Below are 20,874 nucleotides of genomic sequence, written 5' to 3'. Positions count from 1 at the left end.
ACCTTTCTGAGATCAGCTCTAATTTGAGAGTAGATCTCAGAATTGCGCGATGTCCAGTGTCAGATGTCGAAGACGGCGTGCGGTATGGCGAGCTCGACGGGACCGGGGAAGGTACGGCGGGCGTTCTCGGCCTGCGTGACGCGGTCGTACCACGGCGGGACGTGGGTGATGACGAGCCGCTTCACGCCGGCCTTCTTCGCGTGCTCACCGGCGTCGGACGGCGTCAGGTGCAGGTCGACCGGGTTGTTCGGCTCGTTGTCCGGCAGCGCGGCCTCGGACAGCAGCACGTCGGCGCCGCGCGCGAGCTCGATCAGCGCGTCGTTCGGCCCGGTGTCGCCGGTGTAGACCAGCGACTTCGTCCCGTGCTCGACCCGGATCGCGTAGGCCGGCACCGGGTGCACCATCCGCGCGGTGCGGATCGTGAACGGCCCGACCTGCTGGACGTCCTGCCAGGGATGGAATTCCAGCTCCTCCTCCATCCCGGGCTCGAGCGGCAGGTCGTACGCCAGCGCCATGCGTTCCGATGTACCGGGCGGCCCGAACACGGGGATCCGCGGGATCGGCGCCCCGGGCGCGTAGCGCGCCGCGACGTACAGCCCGCACAGGTCCATGCAGTGGTCAGGATGCAGGTGGGACAGGCCGATCGCCCCGATCTCCGGGACGGCGATGTGCCGCTGGAGCGAACCGAGCGCGCCACTGCCGAGGTCGAGGATCAGGTTGAACCCGTCGGCGGTGACCAGATAGCTCGAGGCGGCCGAGTCCGGCCCGGGCACAGACCCGGAGCAACCGATCACGGTGAGCTTCATACCTGGAACCCTACCGGCGAGTCTCGGCCTTCGCAGGACGACCGGAGGCGTCGATTCGGCTACTGCACAGGCATCCCGGCCGCGTCCGGTGCCTTGGACAACGGCCGGGTGCGACCCAGGTCACAGGTCAGCGGACCCAGGCGAACTGGTCCACGTTCGCCAGCGCGGGGCCGAGGAAGCGCGAGCCGATCGCCGCGAACTCCGCGGGATTGCCGGTCGTGACGAACCGGTGCTCGGGAGCGGGCAGGTTGTCGGGGCGGAGCAGGCCGGTCTTCGTCAGCACGCCGTAGACGTCCTTGGCGCATTCCTCAGCGCTGCTGACCAGTGTGACGTTGTCGCCCATCACGTACGAGATGACGCCGGTGAGCAACGGGTAGTGCGTGCAGCCCAGGATCAACGTGTCGACGCCGGCCCCGACCAGCGGGTCCAGATACTCATGGGCCGCCTCGAGCAACTCCGGCCCGGACGTCACACCGGACTCGACGAAGTCCACGAACTTGGGGCACGCATGGGTGAACAACTCCACCTGCGGCGCGGCCGCGAACCCGTCCTCGTAGGCGAGCGACTGCGCTGTCGCCTTCGTGCAGATCACGCCGACGCGCTGGTTCCGCGTCGCGGCGACGGCCCGGCGCGCGGCCGGCAGGATCACCTCGACGACGGGTACGTCGTACCGCTCGCGGGCGTCGCGCAGCATCGCCGCACTCGCGGAATTGCACGCGATCACCAGCATCTTCACGCCGGCCTCGACGAGATGATCGAGACACTCCAGCGCGTACTCACGCACTTCGGCGATCGGCTTCGGACCGTACGGCTGGCGGGCGGTGTCGCCCAGATACAGGATCGGCTCGTGCGGCAACTGGTCGAGAACCGCGCGGGCGACGGTGAGTCCCCCGAAGCCTGAATCGAAGATCCCCACCGGTGCGTCAGCCACGGGAAAAGCTTATACAGGTCCGAGTACGGGCAGACGCGAAGTGCAGCCTTACCTAACGGTCGTGAACGACACGCCGAGGTTATCCACATCTTTACGTTATGGAATTGCCTTTTCGCGTGATGCACGCCACTCTGGACCGATGTTTGTTCGACCGCCCTTCGTGATGCCATGAACCTGACGCATCACCTCGCGGTGGTGTTGGGAACCACCGCAGCACCAACTCCACAGCCCGACCACGTGCAGGCCGCAGGGCAGGCCGCGAGTCAGGCCACGGAGTCGACCCCGGGCACGGCAGCCGATATCGCGACGGCCCTCGGGCCGACGGGATTGATGGTGCTCGTCCTCATGGCGGCGTTCGCTGCGTACGTCGTCTCGCTGTCGCTGCACCCGAATGCCAAGTGCAACCGGTGCAAGGGTGCCGGCCGGCACCGCGGCAGCATCTTCAGTTACGCCCAGCGCCCGTGCAACAGTTGCAAGGGCCGCGGCGTCCACCCCCGACTGGGCCGCAAGGTCCTCTTCAAGCAACCGTAGGCGGACATGACGTAGAACCCTTGCGGAAGGTGCCTAAGGCAACAACAGGCACCCCGACGACGGCACGGACCGGCCCTCCGCCCGCCGGCCCGGTCACTCCCCTGATTCCTGCACGAACCCCTGCACCCCCGGACCCGGTGGTTTCAGCGCCCGGTCCGGCCGTCCAGCTGTTCCCGCAGGATGTCGGCATGCCCCGCGTGCCGGGCGGTCTCCTCGATCAGATGCACGAGCGTCCACCGCCGCGACGGCGCGCTCGACCTTCCCGGCCTGGGGCCCGGCGCTTCGAGGTCCTCCCACGTCGCGACGGCCGTGTTCGCCTCGGCGCTTGTCTCGCAGTACGCCGCGAGCACCTCCGCCGCCGTCTCGTCCGCACGCGCGCGGAACGTCGCCGGCCAGCTCCGCACCGGCTGTCCGAGCAACCAGTGCCGCTCAACCGCGGTCAGGTGCTTGATCAGCCCGAGCACGTTGGTGCCCGACGGAACACCCGGCTGCCGCACAAGCTCTTCCGGCAGGCCTTCCGCCTTGGTCGCGATCGACGTCCGGAGATAGTCGAGGAAGCCCACGAGCACCTCGCGCTCCCCCGGCCCGGTCGCCGGCGGGCCGGCATCACGTCTGCGTCCGGTCATGGGCCGACCCTGCCATCGGTTCGCCGAAACAGCACGCAAGATTGCCGGACCGGCAACACGACAGGGCCTAGGCCCAGAGCTGGCCCTCGAGCCGGTCCTCCGCCTCGTCGATCGTGCCCTCGTAGGCACCGGTCGACAGGTACTTCCAGCCGCCGTCGGGCACCACGAACGCGATGTCCGCGGTCTCCCCCGCACGCACGCACTTGGCCGCCTGCCCGAGCGCCGCGTGCAGGATCGCGCCGGTCGAGACGCCGGCGAAGATGCCCTCGTTGTCGAGCAGCTCCCGCACCCGGCGGACGGCGTCGCGCGGACCGACCGAGAAGCGGGCGTCGATCAGCGTCTCGTCGTACAGCTCGGGGACGAAACCCTCGTCGAGGTTGCGCAGGCCGTAGACCAGCTCGCCGTACCGCGGCTCGGCGGCCACGATCTTCACCGCGGGCTTGTGCTCGCGGAAGAACCGGCCGGCGCCCATCAGCGTGCCGGTCGTGCCGAGGCCGGCCACGAAGTGCGTGACCGAAGGGAGATCGTCGAGGATCTCCCGCGCGGTGCCGTCGTAGTGCGCGAGCGCGTTCGACGGGTTGCCGTACTGGTACAGCATCACCCAGTCGGGGTGCTCCTCCGCGACCTGCTTCGCGACCCGGACCGCCTCGTTGGAGCCGCCCGCGGCTGGGGAGGAGATGATCTCGACACCCCACATCCGCAGGATCTGGCGGCGCTCCTCGGAGGTGTTCTCCGGCAGCACGCAGACCATCCGGTAGCCGCGCAGCTTGGCCGCCATCGCCAGCGAGATGCCGGTGTTGCCGGACGTCGGCTCGAGGATCGTGTTGCCCGGGCGCAGCCGGCCGTCCTTCTCGGCGTCCAGCAGCATCCGCAACGCGGCCCGGTCCTTGATCGACCCGGTGGGGTTGCGGTCCTCGAGCTTCGCCCAGAGCCGCACGTCGGCCGACGGCGACAACCGCGGCAGCCCGACCAGCGGGGTGCCGCCGACCGAGTCGAGCAGGCTGTCGAAACGCATCAGGCTCAGCCGCCGGCGACGGCCGGCAGCACGACGACGACGTCGCCGTCCTTGACCTCGGTCTTCAGGCCGCCGGTGAACCGGACGTCCTCGTCGTTCACGTACACGTTCACGAACCGGCGCAGTTCCTCCGGCTCGCCCTCCACGATGCGCTCCTTGAGACCCGCGTGGGTCCCGTTCACGTTGTCGATGAACTCGGCCAGGGTCGCGCCGTCGCCGGTGACCGCCTTCGCCCCACCCGTGTAGGTGCGCAGGATCGTCGGCACGCGCAGCTCGATCGCCATATCAGTCTTCTCCTTCAGGGCTTTCTCCATAGGAACCAACCACGCGTACTTCTTCTTCCGTGACCTCGCCGTCGACGATCCGGTACGACCGGAACTCGACCGGCCCGTCGTAGGCCGGGGAGTCGGCGCCGTCCCGCGTCGAGACCAGCACGTAGTGGGCGCCCGGCTCCTGGGCCAGGGTGATGTCGGTCCGCGACGGGTACGCCTCGGTCGCGGTGTGCGAGTGGTAGATCACCACCGGCTCCTCGTCCCGCTCGTCGAGCTCCTTGTAGAGCCGGAGCAGGTCGCCGGAGTCGAACTCGTAGAACGTCGGCGACATCGCGGCGTTCAGCATCGGGACGAACCGCGTCGCCCGATCACCACCTGCGGGCCCCGCGACCACACCGCACGCCTCGTCAGGATGATCCCGCCGCGCGTGCGCCACGATCGCGTCGTACGTCGCCTTCTCGATGACCAGCACGTCTCCACGGTACGGCGAGCGCCGCGCCGACCCCGCCAACCGCGGAGTCGGTCCAGAATGCGGACAGCGGCCTACCAGCGGTCGTGGATCTGGGGGCGGATGAGGGTGTCGTAGGTCTCCTGGACGGCGGTGAGTTGGTCCTCGGTGAGCGGCGGGAGGGTGGCGGCGGAGATGTTGCCGGCGACCTGGGCGGGGTTGCGGGCGCCGGGGATGACGACCGAGACGCCGGGCTGGTCGAGGATCCAGCGGAGGGCGAACTGGGCCATGGTGGCGCCGGCGGGGAGCCAGGGCATCAGGCGGCGGACGGCTTCCAGGCCGGTGCCGAAGTCGACGCCGGAGAACGTCTCGCCGACGTCGAACGCCTCGCCGCGGCGGTTGTAGGTGCGGTGGTCGTCGGCTCCGAAGACCGTGCTCTCGTCGTACTTGCCCGAGAGCAGGCCGCTGGCGAGCGGGACGCGGGCGATGATGCCGACACCGGCCTCCCGCGCCGCGGGCAGCACCTCGTCGAGCGGCTTGAGGCGGAACGCGTTCAGGATGATCTGCACCGACGCCACGTTCGGCCGCGCGATCGCGGTCAGCGCCTCCGCGCAGGTCTCGACGCTGACGCCGTACGCCGCGATGCGGCCCTCGTCGACGAGGGTGTCGAGCGCGTCGAAGACCGCGTCGTCGGAGTACACCGGCGTCGGCGGGCAGTGCAGCTGGACCAGGTCGATGGAGTCGACGCCGAGGTTCTGCCGGGAGCGGTCGTTCCAGGCGCGGAAGTTCTCCAGCGTGTAGTTCTCCGGCACCTGCTCGACGCGCCGGCCCATCTTGGTCGCCACGGTCAGGCCGTCGCGCGACTTCAGCACCTGCCCGACAAGCCGCTCGCTACGCCCGTCGCCGTACACGTCCGCGGTGTCGATGAACGTCACGCCACCGTCGACCGCGGCCTGCAGCACCGCGAGCGCGTCGCCCTCGTCCACCGCGCCCCAGTCCGCCCCGAGCTGCCAAGCCCCGAGTCCGACCACGCCAACATCCCGCCCGGTCCGCCCGAGCCGCCGCGTCTCCATGACGCCAACCCTACGGGCGCATGTTGTGGAGGAGGGCGGACTGGAGGTAGCCGAGCCAGTCGTAGAGGTCGTAGGTGAGGCGGCGCGGGTCGTCGTCGGCGAGCTTCTCCCAGGTGGAGTAGTCGTCCTCGTCCTTGATGTCGAGGCGGGTGCCGATCGCGAGGCGGAGATCGTTCAGCGCGCGCAGCCAGGAGAGCTGTTCGTCCGGCTCGAGCGCGATCTCGTCGGCGCCGGACTGCTCGAGCGCGGACAGCACCCGCTTGGCGTCGGTGACCTTGCCCTCGCGCAACCCGCGCTCGGTGAACCGCCGGAACTCGGCGGCGGCCATGTCGTCCTGCTTGTACGCGTCCGGGAGCAGCCGCTGCAGGACGACGTCCTCGGGCGGCGACGTCGGGCCGTCGGAGTCCAGCAGCGCCGCGAGCGGGTCGCTGGACTCGGTGGCGCGCGGCGGCAGCCCGTCGTACAGCAGCTCGACCAGGTTGCGGAGCAGGTTCGCCAGGATGTCGGCCTCGTGCTCGGCGAAACTGACGACGACGGTCTTGCGGCGCTTGCGGAACCGTGTCACGACTTCTCGCAAGTGGCCCACAGGCCGTAGGTGTGCATCGCTTCCACGTCGCGTTCCATCGCTTCCCGGTTACCGTTCGAGACCGCCGACTTGCCTTCCTGGTGCACCTGCAGCATCAGCTTCTCCGCCTTGGACTTGGAGTAGCCGAAATAGCTCTGGAAGACGAACGTGACGTAGTCCATCAGGTTGACCGGGTCGTTCCAGACGACGGTCACCCAAGGTGGGCTCAGCTCGATCGCCTCATCGACCTCGGGGCTCTCGAGTTCGCTCGGTGCGGTGGTCACCTGTCCATTCTCTCCATCATCGGTTCCGCTCTCGCAATAGGCTGCACCTGTGACCCACTCGACGGCACTCCTGACCGACCACTACGAGCTGACCATGCTGCAGGCCGCGCTGGCCGACGGTACGGCACAGCGCCGCTCGGTGTTCGAGCTGTTCGCGCGCCGGCTGCCGGACGGCCGCCGGTACGGCGTGGTCGCGGGCGTCAACCGCCTGCTGGACGCGCTCGAGCGGTTCCGGTTCGACGAGCAGACGATCGCCTTCCTGGCCGATCGCGGCGTCGTCGACCAGGCTACCCGGGACTGGCTGGCGGAGTACCGGTTCACCGGCGACATCTCCGGCTATGCCGACGGGGAGATCTTCTTCCCGGGGTCGCCGGTCCTCGTGGTGGAGTCGTCGTTCGCCGAGGCGGTGCTGCTGGAAACCGTTTTCTTGTCGATCCTGAACCACGACTCCGCGGTCGCCTCGGCGGCGTCCCGGATGACCTGGTGGGCCGGTGGGCGGCCCTGTATCGAGATGGGCTCGCGGCGCACCCACGAAGGCGCCGCGGTCGGCGCGGCGCTGGCGGCGTACATCGCGGGGTTCGGCGCGACCTCGAACCTGGAGGCGGCCCGCCGGTACGGCATCCCGAGCACCGGGACCGCGGCCCACGCGTTCACGCTGCTGCACGACCGCGAGGAGGACGCGTTCCGGTCGCAGGTGAACGCGCTCGGCAAGGGGACGACGCTGCTCGTCGACACCTTCGACGTCGCCGCGGCGGTGCGTACCGCGATCGAGCTGACCGGTCCCGAGCTGGGCGCGGTCCGGCTCGACTCGGGCGACCTGCCGTCGCTGGCCGGTCAGGTCCGTGAGCAGCTGGACTCCCTGGGCGCGACGAAGACCCGGATCATCGTGACCAGCGACCTGGACGAGTACCAGATCGCCGCGCTCGCGCCGGCGCCGGTCGATGGCTACGGCGTGGGTACGTCGCTGGTCACCGGCTCCGGCTACCCGACCTGCGGGTTCGTGTACAAGCTGGTCGCGCGCGAGGACGCGAGCGGTGACCTGGTGCCGGTGGCGAAGAAGAGCCCGGACAAGATCTCGATCGGCGGCCGGAAGTGGGCCCTGCGGCGGCGTTCGGCCGCCGGGGTCGCGGAGGTCGAGCTGATCGGCGTCGGTGCGCAGCCGACCGACGACGGCGACGACCGCGAGCTGCTGAAGCCGCTCGTGGAGTCGGGCAAGATCGTCGGCCGGACCACCCCGCAGGAGTCGCAGGCCCACCACCAGAAGGTCCGCGACGAGCTCCCCCGCTCCGCCAGCCAGCTCAGCCGCGGCGAGCCGGCGATCCCGACCGACTACATCGGCGACTTCAACTCCCGCAACCCGTTCCTCCCGCGGAGTCACACGTGACCGCCACCGACGGCGGATGGTCGCCGGAAGCGCCGGCCGACGAGGCGGACGTGCTGGTCGCGTTGCGGTTCGCGGAGCGGGCGGCGCGCAAGGCGGTGGCCGACGAGCTGGCCGGGACCGTGCTGCACACGGGCCAGGAGCTCGTGCTCGCCAAGCTGCTGCACCACGGGTCGCTGCCGGTGGCGCGGCTCGCGAAGGTGCTCGATGTCGAGGTGCCGACGGCCACCAAGACCACGCAGCGGATGGAGGCCGCCGGGCTCGTACGGCGGGTGAAGAGCACGACCGACGCGCGACAGGTCGGCATCGAGCTGACCGAGCACGGCGTCGAGCTCGCCCACACGGTCCAGGAGATCTACGACCGGGCCGGCCGCCGCGCCCTCGCCCAGCTCAGCCCCGAGGACCGCCGCGTCCTCCGCAATCTCCTGTGGACCATCACCGGCACCCTAGAGGATCTCACCCAGCTCTGAAACCTGAGACGAGATGTTGTATCCGGAGACCTGATATTCCAGGTCTCCGGATACAACAAGAGGTCTCCACCCCGCCTCAGCTAGGCAGGAAGGTGTCCAGGTAGGGGTTGCGGAACTTGCCGGCCGGGTCGTACTTGCCTGCCAGGGCGATGAAGTCCGGGACCCGGGGGTAGCGCTCGGCGAGGGTGGCGGCGTCGGCGGCGAAGACCTTGCCCCAGTGCGGGCGGGCGTCCAGCGGCGCGAGCCGTTCCTCCAGCTCCGCGACCACCGGGCGTACGGCGGTTTCGTCCTGGATCCAGGTGAAGTGCAGGGCGACGGTGTCGCGGCCCTGGCTCGGGCTCAGCCACAAGTCGTCGGCGGCGATCGTGCGGACCTCCGAAACCTGGATCACCGGCGCGAACCGGTTGCCCAGGGCCCGCAGTACGTCGAACGCCTCGGCGGCCCGTGCACGCGGGACGAAGTACTCCGACTGGAGCTCGTCGCCGTTGCTCGGCGTGAACTCGAGCCGGAAGTGCGGCAGCCGCTCGTTCCACGGGCCCGGTACGCCGCCCTGCTGGGTCGCGTAGTCGGCCGGCATCACCTTGATCGGGTGCCGCGGCCCGTCGGCGAGCGTGGCGCCCAGCCACTGCGGCTCGGGCGCGGTCAGTTCGCGGCGCTTGCGCCAGACCATGACGTCGGGGTCCACCCAGTCGGTGAACGCGCTCACGCTGTACGCGCTGCCCATCACCGCGTCCAGGTCCGATCCGAGCCGCGCCACCGGCAGCCCGTCGTACACCACCTGGCTGATCTCGTACGACGGTTGCACGTCGAGGGTCAGGCTCACGGTCACCCCGAGCGCGCCGAGCGAGACGACCGAGCCGGCGAAGTCCGGGTCGTCGCGGGTCAGCGTCATGAGTTCGCCGCGCGCGTCGACGAACGTGATCGCGCTGACCGCGTCCGCGAGCGGGCCGTTGGTGTCGCCGGAGCCGTGCGTACCGGTCGAGCACGCGCCCGCGACCGAGATGTGCGGCAGCGACCCGAGATTGTGCAGCGCGAGCCCCTGCGCCTGCAGCGCGGCCGTGATCTCGCCGTACCGGAGGCCGGCCGAAACCGTCACGCCGCGCTCGCCGATCTCGACCACCTGCGGCAGGTCCTGCACGCTCACCAGCACATCGGTGCTGTCGGCGATCCGGTTGAACGAGTGCCCGGTGCCGAGCACCCGGACCTTCTCGGCCGCCGCGACCAGCTCCTGCAGCTCCTCGACGGTCCGAGGCCGCTGCAGCTCACTCGCAAAGCTGACGTTGCCTGCCCAGTTCGTCACCTGGCTCACGTCCGACCGCCTCTCTCGACCACCCGACCCGTCCGCCCGAGCCTCGCACACCCGGCCCCGCCGCGCCTCGCTCCGTCCACCCCGCGAACCACGCCCCGCCCAGCCTCCCCCCGCTCGGCGACGGAGCGTGCTTTGATGACGCCCGATGGTCATCTGCTTCGGGATCGCCGCCTTCTGGTTCCTCGTCTTCGGCGTCAGCTTCCTGCGCGACCGGCGCCTGTTCAAGAACGGCATCTTCCTGGTTCTCGCGCTGATGTTCGCCGGCCTCGGGCTGATCTTCGCGGTCGAGAGCGTGAACGAGACCGCCGGGCGCTGGCTGGCGGTCGCGGTGCTGGCCGCGATCCCGCTCTCGATCGCGGTGCTCGCCGTCTTCCTGGTGATCAACGGCGTCACGATGCTGCGCCGGGAGCGCCGCCGGCTGTCCAACCTGCTGTCGCTGCTCGTCGGGCTCGGGATCATCGGTTTCGTGGTGTTCAGCGTGCTGGTGGAGAAGATCGGCTGGGAGCCGCTGGCCGCCGTACGGTCGGTGCTGCTCGGCGTGCTGACCTACATCTCGTTCCTGTTCCTGTGCTTCCTGGTGTATGCGTTCGTCTACAGCCGGGTCCGCTCGTCCCGGAAGGTCGACTTCGTCGTCGTGCTCGGCTCGGGCCTGATCGGCTCCCGGGTGCCGCCGTTGCTGGCCAGCCGCCTCGACCGGGCGAAGCAGGTGTACGAGCGCGCCGTCCGCAGAGGCCGTTCGCCGCTGCTCGTCACGTCCGGCGGCCAGGGGCCGAACGAGGACCTGCCCGAGTCGCACGCGATGGCGGCGTACCTGGTCGAGCGCGGCGTCCCGGACGAGCAGATCCTGCGCGAGGACAAGTCGACGACCACCTGGGAGAACCTGACGTTCAGCCGTGACCTGATGGCCGAGCTACGACCGCAGTACCGCTGCTTGATCGTCACGAACAACTTCCACGCGTTCCGCGCCGCACTGACCGCCCGCAGGGCGAAGCTGAACGGCCAGGTGATCGGCTCCCCGACGGCGGCCTACTACTGGCCGACGGCAACGATCCGCGAGTTCGTCGCGATCCTGGTCAGCCATCCGTACCTCAACGGCGGCATCTGCCTGCTGATCGCGCTCAGCGCGATCCTCCCGCACCTCTAGGCCGCACCAGCCCGGACTCGTACGCGGCGATCACCAGCTGGGCCCGGTCGCGGGCGTGGAGTTTGGCGAGCAGGTGCCCGATGTGGGTCTTCACGGTGCCGCGGCCGACGTGGAGGTGGTCGCAGATCTCGTCGTTCGACAGCCCGCGGGCGATCAGCGACAGCACCTCGCGCTCGCGATCGGTCACGCCGTCGAGACCGGTCAGCGGCGCCTGCCCGGGCTCGGCCAGCCGAGCGAACTCCGCGATCAGCCGCCGCGTGATCGACGGCGCCAGCAGCCCGTCGCCGGCCGCGACGACAGTGATTGCCTGCAGCAACTCCACGGGCGGGACGTCCTTGAGCAGGAAGCCGCTCGCTCCGGCCCGCAGTCCGGCGTACACGGCGTCGTCGAGGTCGAACATCGTCAGGATCAGCACCCTGGTCCCGGCCGTCTCCGGTGCGGAACAGATCTGCCGCGTCGCCTCGATCCCGTCCAGCTTCGGCATCCGGACATCCATCAGGACCACGTCCGGCCGCTCGCGGTGCGCGAGCTCGACGGCCTCGGCTCCGTCGGCCGCTTCGCCGATCGTGGTCAGGCCGGGTGTGGTGTCGATCAGCACCCGGAAGCTGCCGCGCAGCAGCGCCTGGTCGTCCGCGACCAGCACCCGGATCTCACTCATGCGGCAGCCGTACGACGACCTCGAACCCGCCGGCGGTGCGCGGCCCGGCCCGGTACGAACCGCCGTACACGCCGGCCCGTTCGCGGATCCCGATCAGACCGTGTCCTTCCACCACTGCCCCACCGACGCCGTCGTCGATCACCTCGAGTTGTACGGCGTTGGCGCTGCCGGTGATCGTGATGCTGCAGCGGCGCGCGTCGGCGTGCTTCGTGACGTTCGTCAGGCACTCCTGGACGATCCGGTGGACGGTGAGCGCGACGGCGTCCGGGAGCGCCTCGGGTACGTCGACCTTCAGCTCGACCTCCACACCGGTCGACTCGACCCGCGCGACCAGCTCCGGCAGCGCGGCGAGACCCGCCGGCGGTGCGAGGTCCGCTGGTTCGCCGGGGGTCCGCAGCAGGCCGAGCATGTGCCGGAGCTCGACGAGAGCGTCGCGGCTCGTGGACTCGATCACCGACAACGCGTCGGACACCTCCTCGGGACGGACCTGCAGGACATGGTTCGCGACACCGGCCTTGACCGCGATCAATCCCATGCTGTGGGCAACGATGTCGTGCAGCTCGCGGGCGATCCGCAGTCGCTCCGCGGCGACCGCCTGCTCGGCCAGCACCTGCGCGGCGCGGGCGGCGGCAGCCCGTCGGTCGCGGACAACCTGCCCCAGGATCCAGGCGCCGTACAAGGCGGCGGTTCCGGTGAGCACGAGCGCCGCGCGGGACTGACCGGCCGGCGCGCCGGCCACCACGGCGAGGACGAGCACGACGAAGCCGACTCCGCCGGCCAGACCGATCAGGCGCCGGCTGGACAGCGGGCGGTTCGACGGGCGGGTCAGCGCGACGACGTACAGCACGTAGGCGGCGGCGAGCAGCGGATCGCGCAACGCGTCCACGAAGTACGCGATCACCGACATGACGGCGACCACGGCGAGCGCCGGCAGCGGCCAGATCCTGCGGACCGCGATCGGCAGCGCAAGCCCGATCGCCACGAGCCCCGGGCCGGTGGCGGACGTGAGCAGGACGAGGGCGGCGTACCCGACCGCGACCAGGCAGTCCGCGGCGATCAGTTGCCGCCGGCTCAGTCCGTACTCCACACGCCGAACCTAGCCGAGCCGCTGGACCACCACCTCGGACCGTGGGCCGTCGGCCTCCGGTCCGATGCGCGGGCGGCGCATCCGCGAAACCGTGGGCGGCATGCTGAAACTACTCTCCCTCGCGGCGAGCGGCGCGCTGACGGCCAACGTCCTCACCCCGCCCGCCCCGACTCTCGACTGGGGCGAATGCCCCGGTGGACCAGGAACCGTCGGCATCGAGTGCGCCAGTCTGCAGGTGCCGGTCGACTGGAACCGCCCGGCCGGCCGGAAGATCACCCTGATGGTCGGCCGCCTACCAGCCACCGGGCCGAAACAGGGATCCGTGCAGGTCAACCTGGGCGGGCCGATGGGGATGAACATCGACCTGCTGCGCTCGTACGGCGGCGCGGACGCCTTCGCCGGTCTGCGCCGGACGATGGACATCGTCACCTGGGATCTCCGGGGCGGCCCCAACCTTGCCGGGATGAGCACCAATCTGCCGTGCGAGTGGACCGGCGTACGGCAGCCGCGGGTGCCGCGCGACCAGGCCGCGTTCGACGCGCTCGCTGCCGCCAACCGGGCGGTCGCGGAGAAGTGCCAGGCCAAGGATCCCGAGCTGTTCGCGGCGATGGACTCGGGGAGCCACGCCCGCGACCTCGACGCGATCCGGCGGTCGCTCGGCGAGTCGACGGTCAACTTCTACGGCGCGTCGTACGGCGGTTTCATCGGCCAGTCGTACGCCCGGCTCTTCCCGCAGCACGTCCGATCGATGGTGCTGGACGGCACCTGGAACCACAGCACCGACAACTGGGACCGCGAACTCACCCAGCTCGCCCGCGACGTGCAGACGTTCATGACCCGCTTCTTCGACTGGTGCGGCTGCGCGGCGTCGTGGCGACAGGTGGTGGCCCAGGCGCAACGCCACCCGCTGCCGGCCGGGAGCACGACGTACGACGGCAACGAGATCCGATGGACCGGGCTGCGGCTCGCGCGTCTCGGTGAGGCGTCGTACCCGAAACTCCTGGCCGCGCTGAAGAAAGCCGCGGCGACCGGTGACGCGTCCGGCTTCGTGCCTGAGCCGCCGAACGCGCCGTTCCCGTCCGCGCCGTCTCCGGGCGTCGTCGAGTGCACGGACTGGCCGCATCCGACCAGCCAACGACAACTGCAGCAGCAGATCCGGCGGATGGAAGCCGCCGCGCCGTACACCGGGGCCGCGGGAACCATCCAGCTCGCGATGCTGTCCTGCATCGGGTGGCCGGTGCCGGTCCGCAACCCACCCGCCGCGCTGCCCGACGGCCTGCCGCCGCTACTGATGGCGGGCAACTGGAGCGAGTACGACACCGCGTCCCGGGTCGTCGACCAGGTGCCGGGCAGCGGCTCGATCTACCACGACGGTCCAGGGCACACGCTCTACCAGTCCAACGAATGCGCCCGCGCCAAGATCGACGACTACCTCGCGAACCTCGTCGTACCGCGTCGAGGAACCAGGTGCTGATCAGCGAACCTTCACGCTGACCGTCGAGCTCTTCTGGACGTTGCGGCCGTCGCTGACCTCGACGCGGTACGACAACGTCTGACGGCTCGTCAGACCGGAGTCGGTGACCGAGGTGACGGTCGGCCTCGTCCATGAGTTCGACGTCCGCGACCAGCTGCCGATCCGCGTGCTGCCGCGGTAGACCGAGTAGGTGAGCGTGAGGTTGTCGCGGTCCAGCACCGTCTTGAAGGCAATTGTCACCTTGTTCGCCCGCGCGCTGGCGACCTCGGGCGCCGCCGGCCGGGCCGGAGCCGCGCCGCCCGGGGCGTTGGTGAACCGGGTCAGCCCTTCCTGCGGTACGCCGTTGACCTCGACGAAGTCACCGCCCGCCCACAGGTCGTTGCCGCCGGACGCGAACGACAACGGGCCGACGAGCGTCTCGCCGCCGGCCGTGGCGTTCGGGAACCAGGGGCCGAGCTTGCCGGTGATGGCGCTGTAGACCAGCAGGTGGTGCATCCCGGTCTTGTCCGGGAACCCGCCGTCCGCGCTGCAGTCGTGCGCGTGCGACCCCTTGTAGAGCCAGTTGCCGATCGCCTTGATCGCCTCGGTCGCGCCCAGGCAGTGGCTCTGCCAGATCAGCTTGCCGGTCTTGGCGTCCGCGGCGAGCACGCCGTCGTAGCAGCCGATACCTGATCCCGCGTTGGCCGCGAACACCTTGTTGCCCTGGACCTCGATGTCCTTCACGCGACTGTCGCAGTCCGGCGTCAGCTCCGGAATCGCCTCGGCGGCGGGCATGTCGTACGCCGTGCCGGTGGCGGCACTGAGCATCGCGAGCGAGTGCGAGGACCGCCCGCCGATCTCGACGAAGCCGCCGCCGACGAAGACCCGCGTCCCGTCGGTGGACAGCTCGATCGCGTGTACGTCGTCGTCGGCGTCCGGGTCCCACGGCAGCAAGGCCCCGGTGCTCAGGCTGACCGCCGCGATGCGGTGCCGGGTCACCTTGTCCACACTGCCGAACGAACCGCCCAGGTAGACAGTGCTGCCGGTGACCTTCAGCGCCGCGACCCGGTAGTTGACCGCCGGGTCCCAGCCGGCGACCAGCTTGCCGGTGCCGACATCGAACATCGCCACCCGGGACCGTGCGACCCCATCGACGACGGTGAAATCACCGCCGATCACGACCCGCTTGCCGTCCGGAGAGGTCGCGACGCTCCACACCGGCCCGTTGACCTTCGGCGCGAACCGCGTCGGCGCGCCGTTGGTCCGGTCGAAGACCGCGAAGTACTTCCGCGCCGCGTCACCCACACCGCGCGCCTTCCCCGGCGGCCGGACGCGGGTGAACAGCCCACCCGCGAACACCAGGTTCCCGGCGACGGCGACCGCGTTCACGCTCGCGTTCGTCTGCCAGGACGACTGCTGCACCGACGACAACGCCGACCCGAACCCCGGCGGCGCACTGGCGGCGCTGCGGGTTGCGGCCTGCACCGACGGGCCTGACGGAACGAGCGCCGCGGCAACGACCGCAGCCGCCGTGACGGCACCCAGGACAGCCTTCTTCATGAGCGAACCCCCAAGGGCCCGCTCCGGCGGAAGATGCCGACCCCATCTCTCGATGACAATGCGCGATCACACGATAACTCCCGGCACATGTCGCCACACAACCGGTTCCGCCGGCCAGACCTACTCCTGAGACCAACGGCGACTCCACAATCTAATGATTTGACTTGCTCTGTATCGTTAGAAATCTAGTGAGAGCTCGGGAGATACCTCGTTCCCCTAACGATCACGACAGAGGATTACCATTAGGAGGCTGGCGATGGGTGCCAGGTTTGCCCAGTTGGCGTTCACCGACGCGGTGCAGGCGCAGCAGCGGCTGCACGGCAGCGATCGCGCCTACCGCCGGATGCTGGAGGGCTCGGCGAGCGGTGACGTTCTCGGTCCCGACGAAGCGGCGTTCGTCGGGGAACGGGACAGCTTCTACATCGCCAGCGTCGGCGAGACGGGCTGGCCCTACATCCAGCATCGCGGCGGGCCGCGCGGCTTCCTGCGCGTCCTGGACGAACGCACGCTGGGTTTCGCGGATCTTCGCGGGAACCGGCAGTACATCACCCGGGGAAACCTGGACCACTCCGATCGGGTCGCGCTGTTCCTGATGGACTATGCCCTGCAGGCACGCCTGAAGCTCCTGGGTCATGCCCGGGTCACCGAGGATCCGGATATCCTGCGCGAGCTGGTCGTCCCGGACTACCCGGGGAAGGTGGAGGGGGCCGTTCTCATCGAGATCGAGGGATGGGACTGGAACTGCCGGCAGCACATCCCGCAGCTGTTCGGCCGCGACGTCGTGGAGCAGGCCATCGGCTCACTGCGGGACCGGATCACCGCGCTCGAGCAGGAGAACGCCCGGTTGCGGTCCGACCTGCGTCACGACGAGAGCCGGTGAACGCCATGTCCGTGCCCCTGCTCGGCGAACCGCTGCCGATCGAGCTGGCCAACACCGCGTACGCCGTCCGGGGCGAACCGCGCGACGGCCTGGAGAACGCCGAACTGTTGACCGAATGGCTGGCGGCCGTCGAGGACCGGCTGCCGTGGCGGCTCTCGGCCGAGGAACTCACCGCGATCGGCGACTTCGAGCTGACGGCGGCCCGTGAACTTCGCGAGGCCGTCCGCGACATCGCCCGGGTGATCACCGGACGCGACGCCGCTCAGGTGGCCGCCGGAAGCATGGCCGGCGCTGCTCCGTCAGTCGGGGCGGTCGAGACGCTCAACCGCCACGCGCGCTGGGCGCCGTACTGGCAGGAGCTGCGGTGGCAGGGCGAGCCTGCCGCGCAGGTGCGTAGCGCGGCGCCGCCAGTCACGGCGGTCCTGTCCTTCATCGCCCAGGAAGCGATCGACCTGTTCGTACGCCGGCACGCGGACCTGCGTGCCTGTCAGGGGCCGGGCTGCGTGCTGTTGTACCTCCAGGATCGTCCGCAACGACGGTGGTGCTCGGCCGCCTGCGGCAACCGCGCCCGCGCCGCCCGCCACTACGCCCGCCACCGCTGAGTCCGATCCGCTAACCCCAGTCGCGCCATCAGCCGAGACGTCGTCGACGTCTCGGCGATCGAGCCTGCCCTGATCCCGTCCGTCCCGGCCACAGCCGTGCCCTCGGAAAGTGTGAAGACACAGATGACCCAGCTGAAGCGATCATGAGAACGGCCTTCGCCGCCCTCGCGGCCATGACAGTCTCCTTCGGATTGAACTTCTCCGCGGGTGTGTTCTTCGCCCCCGCCGCCGCTGACTACGGACTCAACACCTCGGCCCTGACGACGGCTGCCGCGCTGAGCACGCTGCTCACCGGCGTCGCGCAGCCGTTCGTAGGCCGCCTGCTGGATCGCGTAGGCGCCAAGCGAATCCTCGTGCTCGGGCTGATCGTCATCTCGGCCGGCTACTTGGTGCTCGCCGTGGTCACGCAGACGTGGCAGTTCATCGCGACGTACACGTTCCTCGGCGGCCTCGGCTTCGCGAGTTCCTCCAGCCTGACCGTCAGCACCTTGATCGGCCGGGCGTACGGCGCCGACGCCGGGCCGGCGCTCGCTCGCGCCGCCATCGGGATCAACCTGGGCCAGCTCCTCATGCCCTGGGCAGCGACGTCGCTGTTCGTCCCGATCGGCGTCCGCGGAACCTATGCCGTACTCGGATGTGTCGGCCTGGCCGTGACGGCAGTCCTCGTCTGTGTCCTGCCCAATGATCCGGCAACGACCCTGTCCGGCGACCAAACGCGGGAGAGCCTGCGCGGCCGTGGTCGTGTACTGGCTTCGTTCGGTCTGCATGCCGCGACGATGTACGTCGTCGTACTCATGCTGCCCAAGCACGCCGCCGAGCTCGGCTGGTCAGTCGCCGGCGCGGGCCGCCTGGTCGCCGTCGCCGCGCTGTCGGCCGGCATCACGTCGGCCGTCGTCGCGAGCCTGTTGCGCCGGGGCCGGCGCCCCGAGGATCTCTTGCGCCTACTCCACCTGCTGCGAGCATTGTCGCTCGGTCTGCTCACCGTTGCGCAGGCCCCGGCCGGACTCGTCGCAGCCGCGGTGATCTTCGGAATGTCGTCGTTCCCGATCATTCCGCTCACCATGGCCGTGCTGTCCCGAGGGCTCGACCCGCACCGGATGGGCCGGACATTGGCCCCCGCCTGGGTCACCCATCAGGCCGCGGCCGCGAGCGGGCTCGCCATGGCGGTCGTCATCGACCGTTTCACCGGCAGCTATCGCGCCTTCTTCGCCCTCGGCCTCGGCCTCGCCGCGGCCTGTCTCGTCTTGCTCCGTCCCCAGCACGGAGTACCCGTCAAGAATCAGGAGAGCACCTATGAACGCAGTGCGGTACGGCACCGTTGACATCGACGGCCAGCCGATCTTCTACCGGGAGGCCGGCGACCCGGCCAACCCCACCGTCGTGCTGCTGCACGGCTTCCCCACGAGCTCTGCCATGTTCCGCAACCTGCTCCGCGACCTCGCCGACTCGTACCACCTCATCGCACCCGACCACCTGGGCTTCGGCCAGTCCGGCATGCCGTCGGTGGACGAGTTCGCCTACTCCTTCGACGCCCTCACCGAGCTCACCCTGGGCTTGCTCGACAAGCTGGACGTGCAGCAGTTCGCGCTCTACATCCAGGACTACGGCGCACCGATCGGACTCCGCATCGCCAGTCGCCACCCCGAGCGCGTCACCGCCCTGATCACGCAGAGCGGCAACGCCTACCTCGAAGGGTTCACGCCCTTCTGGGAACCGCTGTTCAACCACGCGAAGGACCGGGCCACCTACGAACCCGACGTACGTTCACTGCTGACAGCGGAAGCGACGCGCTGGCAGTACACCCACGGCGTACCGGCACAGTTCGTGGAGCGGATCAGCCCCGACACCTGGACCCTGGACCAGTCCTACCTCGACCGGCCCGGCAACCAGGAGATCCAGCTGCAACTGTTCTACGACTACCAGCACAACCTCGACGCCTATCCCGCATTCCAGCAGTACTTCCGCCGCCACCAGCCGCCGACACTGGTTGCCTGGGGCAAACATGACGAGATCTTCGCCGCCGACGGAGCCACCGCCTTCGCCCGCGACCTGCCCGACGCCGAGATCCACCTCCTGGACGCCGGGCACTTCGCCCTGGAAACCCACGGCGACGAGATCGCCGCGCTGATCCGCGACTTCCTCCAGCGGGTGCTGCCATGAGCGCGACCTGACGACCACAGCTACTTGCCTCTGGTTTGTTAGTCGGCTAAGTTTTCTTCTTAGCCGACTAACAATAACAGGAGGACGGGTCATGGACCTGGGTTTGAAGGACGCGGCCGCACTGGTGACGGGTGGATCGTCGGGGATCGGGCGGGCCACCGCGATCGCGTACGGGCGGGAAGGCGCGCGGGTCGCGATCACCTACAACTCCCGCAAGGACGCGGCCGAGACGGTCGCCGAGGAGATCGAGGCGGCGGGCGGTGCGGCGTACGTCGTACCGATGGATCTGAGCGCGCCGGAGACGATTGCCGCAGCGGTCGCGTCGGTGGTGGAGCACTGGGGCGGCCTGGACGCCGTGGTCGCGAACGCGGTCGACTGGGGGCCGCACGACGGGCGCACCGAAAAGATCGAGGACGCCTCGCCGGAGTGGTGGACCGCGATCGTGCGGGCGAACCTCGAAGGGAACATGCACCTCGCACAGCAGGTGGCGCCCGCGCTGCGGCGCTCCGCCCACGGGCGGCTGGTGCTGGTCTCGACCGACCTGGCGGAGCGCGGCATGGGCGGCGGAGCCTGGGCGTACGGCGCGGCGAAGGCGGGACTGCACGGCCTGGCGGCGAGTCTCCAGCACGATCTCGGCGCGGACGGCGTACTGGTCAACGTCGTACTGCCCGGCATCACGCTGGAGAACGGAGCACACCGGATCATCCCGCGAGACGCGCTGGACAGGATCACCGCCGGATTCACCGCCCGGCACCTCCCGGACGTCTCCGAGATCGCCGACGCGATCCTGTTCCTCACCTCACCACGGACGAGAGCCGTCCAGGGCGAGCTCCTGCACGTCACCGGCGGCCAGCTGATCCCCGCCTAATGCGGCGCCGACGGCGTCGACGCTTGTACGGTGGGTTCAGGGAGTACCCGTCAAAGGAGCGTCGCGATGGCCCGGGCACTGATCGTGGTTGATGTGCAGAACGACTTCTGCGAGGGCGGGAGCCTGGCCGTCGCCGGGGGCGCCGACGTCGCGTTCCGAATCGGCGAACTGCTCCACAAGTGGCACGAGGCCGAGCCACAGGACCGCCGGTACGACTACGTGGTCGCCACCCGCGACCACCACATCGACCCCGGCGACCACTTCTCCCGCGAACCCGACTTCGTGGACTCCTGGCCCCCGCACTGCGTCGCCGGAACCGACGGCGTCGGCTTCCACCCGAACCTGGACCCGCAACCCTTCGACGCGATCTTCGACAAGGGCGAGTACGCCGCCGCCTACTCCGGCTTCGAAGGCAAGTCCCACGAAGGCGGCCACACCCTCGCCGACTGGCTACGCGCGAAGTCCGTCACCAACGTAGACGTCTGCGGCATAGCCACCGACTACTGCGTCCGCGCCACCGCCCTCGACGCCCGCAACGAAGGCTTCACCACGAGAGTCCTGACCACCCTCACCGCCGGCGTAGCCGAACCCACCACCCAACAGGCCCTAACCGACCTCCGCAACGCCGGCGTCACGCTGACCTAGAGGGTTCTCGGCAGCTCGACAGGACGTATACGCCCACTGCGGGCCGGCGGGCGGAGGGCTGAGCGTGCGGCCTGGTGGTCTTGGGCGACACCTCCTGTCGAGCTGG

At 69.7% G+C, this 20,874-nt stretch carries 24 protein-coding genes; 11 read left to right on the top strand and 13 right to left on the bottom strand.

The genetic code is table 11. From position 1 onward, the window contains the following. Window positions 1-59 precede the first annotated feature (59 nt). Together AB0L64_RS18615 and murI are read right to left on the bottom strand one after the other, a co-directional pair. Window positions 60-806, bottom strand: a complete 747-nt coding sequence (locus tag AB0L64_RS18615; protein WP_363711510.1) for an MBL fold metallo-hydrolase — start codon at window positions 804-806, stop codon at window positions 60-62. Between the two features lie 127 nt (window positions 807-933). Next, window positions 934-1,737: a glutamate racemase gene (murI, locus tag AB0L64_RS18610; RefSeq protein ID WP_363711508.1), complete on the bottom strand. Its 804-nt coding sequence runs from the start codon at window positions 1,735-1,737 to the stop codon at window positions 934-936. A 168-nt stretch (window positions 1,738-1,905) separates the two neighbouring features. Here murI and AB0L64_RS18605 point away from each other — a divergent pair, with 168 nt between their 5' ends. Then, window positions 1,906-2,268 carry a hypothetical protein gene (locus tag AB0L64_RS18605; protein ID WP_359936422.1) on the top strand — a complete coding sequence of 121 codons (363 nt, stop codon included), beginning with the start codon at window positions 1,906-1,908 and terminating at the stop codon, window positions 2,266-2,268. Window positions 2,269-2,411: 143 nt separating this feature from the next. On the opposite strand, the gene AB0L64_RS18600 is transcribed toward AB0L64_RS18605, so the two are convergent. The 7 genes from AB0L64_RS18600 to clpS form a co-directional block, all read right to left on the bottom strand. Next, on the bottom strand, window positions 2,412-2,894 hold the full coding sequence (locus AB0L64_RS18600) for a DinB family protein (RefSeq protein WP_363711506.1): 483 nt from the start codon (window positions 2,892-2,894) through the stop codon (window positions 2,412-2,414). A 67-nt stretch (window positions 2,895-2,961) separates the two neighbouring features. Beyond that, the gene (locus AB0L64_RS18595; protein ID WP_355697862.1) at window positions 2,962-3,912 is read right to left on the bottom strand and encodes a pyridoxal-phosphate dependent enzyme; all 951 of its coding nucleotides are present in this window, start codon (window positions 3,910-3,912) and stop codon (window positions 2,962-2,964) included. Window positions 3,913-3,914: 2 nt separating this feature from the next. After that, window positions 3,915-4,193, bottom strand: a complete 279-nt coding sequence (locus tag AB0L64_RS18590) for a MoaD/ThiS family protein (RefSeq protein ID WP_359936426.1) — start codon at window positions 4,191-4,193, stop codon at window positions 3,915-3,917. Between the two features lies 1 nt (window position 4,194). Then, complete coding sequence (locus AB0L64_RS18585) at window positions 4,195-4,653, bottom strand: M67 family metallopeptidase (RefSeq protein ID WP_363711503.1); 459 nt, start codon at window positions 4,651-4,653, stop codon at window positions 4,195-4,197. A gap of 71 nt (window positions 4,654-4,724) precedes the next feature. After that, the gene (locus AB0L64_RS18580) at window positions 4,725-5,702 is read right to left on the bottom strand and encodes an aldo/keto reductase (RefSeq protein WP_363711501.1); all 978 of its coding nucleotides are present in this window, start codon (window positions 5,700-5,702) and stop codon (window positions 4,725-4,727) included. Between the two features lie 10 nt (window positions 5,703-5,712). Continuing rightward, window positions 5,713-6,267, bottom strand: coding sequence for a DUF2017 domain-containing protein (locus tag AB0L64_RS18575; protein ID WP_363711499.1), 555 nt, complete (start codon window positions 6,265-6,267; stop codon window positions 5,713-5,715). Beyond that, window positions 6,264-6,551 carry an ATP-dependent Clp protease adapter ClpS gene (clpS, locus tag AB0L64_RS18570; protein ID WP_359936438.1) on the bottom strand — a complete coding sequence of 96 codons (288 nt, stop codon included), beginning with the start codon at window positions 6,549-6,551 and terminating at the stop codon, window positions 6,264-6,266. The genes AB0L64_RS18575 and clpS overlap by 4 nt, the downstream gene beginning before the upstream one ends. Before the next feature lie 49 nt (window positions 6,552-6,600). On the opposite strand from clpS, the gene AB0L64_RS18565 reads away from it, so the two are divergent. Beyond that, the gene (locus AB0L64_RS18565) at window positions 6,601-7,935 is read left to right on the top strand and encodes a nicotinate phosphoribosyltransferase (RefSeq protein WP_363711497.1); all 1,335 of its coding nucleotides are present in this window, start codon (window positions 6,601-6,603) and stop codon (window positions 7,933-7,935) included. Continuing rightward, the gene (locus AB0L64_RS18560; protein ID WP_363711495.1) at window positions 7,932-8,402 is read left to right on the top strand and encodes a MarR family transcriptional regulator; all 471 of its coding nucleotides are present in this window, start codon (window positions 7,932-7,934) and stop codon (window positions 8,400-8,402) included. The genes AB0L64_RS18565 and AB0L64_RS18560 overlap by 4 nt, the downstream gene beginning before the upstream one ends. 76 nt (window positions 8,403-8,478) lie before the next feature. On the opposite strand, the gene AB0L64_RS18555 is transcribed toward AB0L64_RS18560, so the two are convergent. Continuing rightward, entirely contained in the window at window positions 8,479-9,702 is a 1,224-nt protein-coding gene (locus tag AB0L64_RS18555; RefSeq protein ID WP_363711493.1) for a D-arabinono-1,4-lactone oxidase, read from the bottom strand. 154 nt (window positions 9,703-9,856) lie between these two features. Between AB0L64_RS18555 and AB0L64_RS18550 the strand changes: the two genes are divergently transcribed. Further along, entirely contained in the window at window positions 9,857-10,855 is a 999-nt protein-coding gene (locus AB0L64_RS18550) for a YdcF family protein (RefSeq protein WP_363711491.1), read from the top strand. Here the strand turns inward: AB0L64_RS18550 and AB0L64_RS18545 are convergent. Further along, window positions 10,830-11,513, bottom strand: a complete 684-nt coding sequence (locus AB0L64_RS18545) for a response regulator transcription factor (RefSeq protein WP_363711489.1) — start codon at window positions 11,511-11,513, stop codon at window positions 10,830-10,832. The two genes, AB0L64_RS18550 and AB0L64_RS18545, sit on opposite strands and share 26 nt — an antisense overlap. After that, window positions 11,506-12,600 carry a histidine kinase gene (locus AB0L64_RS18540; RefSeq protein ID WP_363711487.1) on the bottom strand — a complete coding sequence of 365 codons (1,095 nt, stop codon included), beginning with the start codon at window positions 12,598-12,600 and terminating at the stop codon, window positions 11,506-11,508. The genes AB0L64_RS18545 and AB0L64_RS18540 overlap by 8 nt, the downstream gene beginning before the upstream one ends. A gap of 100 nt (window positions 12,601-12,700) precedes the next feature. Here AB0L64_RS18540 and AB0L64_RS18535 point away from each other — a divergent pair, with 100 nt between their 5' ends. After that, entirely contained in the window at window positions 12,701-14,074 is a 1,374-nt protein-coding gene (locus AB0L64_RS18535) for an alpha/beta fold hydrolase (RefSeq protein ID WP_363711485.1), read from the top strand. On the opposite strand, the gene AB0L64_RS18530 is transcribed toward AB0L64_RS18535, so the two are convergent. Next, on the bottom strand, window positions 14,075-15,613 hold the full coding sequence (locus tag AB0L64_RS18530; protein ID WP_363711483.1) for a fibronectin type III domain-containing protein: 1,539 nt from the start codon (window positions 15,611-15,613) through the stop codon (window positions 14,075-14,077). A 256-nt stretch (window positions 15,614-15,869) separates the two neighbouring features. Here AB0L64_RS18530 and AB0L64_RS18525 point away from each other — a divergent pair, with 256 nt between their 5' ends. The 6 genes from AB0L64_RS18525 to AB0L64_RS18500 all read left to right on the top strand — a co-directional run bounded on the left by AB0L64_RS18525 (window position 15,870) and on the right by AB0L64_RS18500 (window position 20,768). Next, on the top strand, window positions 15,870-16,493 hold the full coding sequence (locus AB0L64_RS18525; RefSeq protein ID WP_363711479.1) for a pyridoxamine 5'-phosphate oxidase family protein: 624 nt from the start codon (window positions 15,870-15,872) through the stop codon (window positions 16,491-16,493). Between the two features lie 5 nt (window positions 16,494-16,498). Then, window positions 16,499-17,095, top strand: coding sequence for a CGNR zinc finger domain-containing protein (locus AB0L64_RS18520; RefSeq protein ID WP_363711477.1), 597 nt, complete (start codon window positions 16,499-16,501; stop codon window positions 17,093-17,095). A gap of 143 nt (window positions 17,096-17,238) precedes the next feature. Next, window positions 17,239-18,417 (top strand): MFS transporter, encoded by a 1,179-nt coding sequence (locus AB0L64_RS18515; protein ID WP_363711475.1) that lies wholly within the window; start codon window positions 17,239-17,241, stop codon window positions 18,415-18,417. Beyond that, window positions 18,389-19,255 (top strand): alpha/beta hydrolase, encoded by an 867-nt coding sequence (locus AB0L64_RS18510; RefSeq protein WP_363711473.1) that lies wholly within the window; start codon window positions 18,389-18,391, stop codon window positions 19,253-19,255. Before AB0L64_RS18515 ends, AB0L64_RS18510 begins: the two co-directional genes overlap by 29 nt. Window positions 19,256-19,346: 91 nt before the next feature. Then, window positions 19,347-20,123 carry an SDR family oxidoreductase gene (locus tag AB0L64_RS18505; RefSeq protein WP_363711471.1) on the top strand — a complete coding sequence of 259 codons (777 nt, stop codon included), beginning with the start codon at window positions 19,347-19,349 and terminating at the stop codon, window positions 20,121-20,123. Between the two features lie 66 nt (window positions 20,124-20,189). Then, window positions 20,190-20,768 carry a nicotinamidase gene (locus AB0L64_RS18500; RefSeq protein ID WP_363711469.1) on the top strand — a complete coding sequence of 193 codons (579 nt, stop codon included), beginning with the start codon at window positions 20,190-20,192 and terminating at the stop codon, window positions 20,766-20,768. Window positions 20,769-20,874: the final 106 nt, after the last annotated feature.

This window comes from Kribbella sp. NPDC051936 (assembly GCF_040680955.1).
Taxonomy (GTDB): domain Bacteria; phylum Actinomycetota; class Actinomycetes; order Propionibacteriales; family Kribbellaceae; genus Kribbella.
The sequence above is the reverse complement of the archived record's forward strand: the minus strand, read 5'-3'. Positions and strand labels throughout refer to the sequence as shown.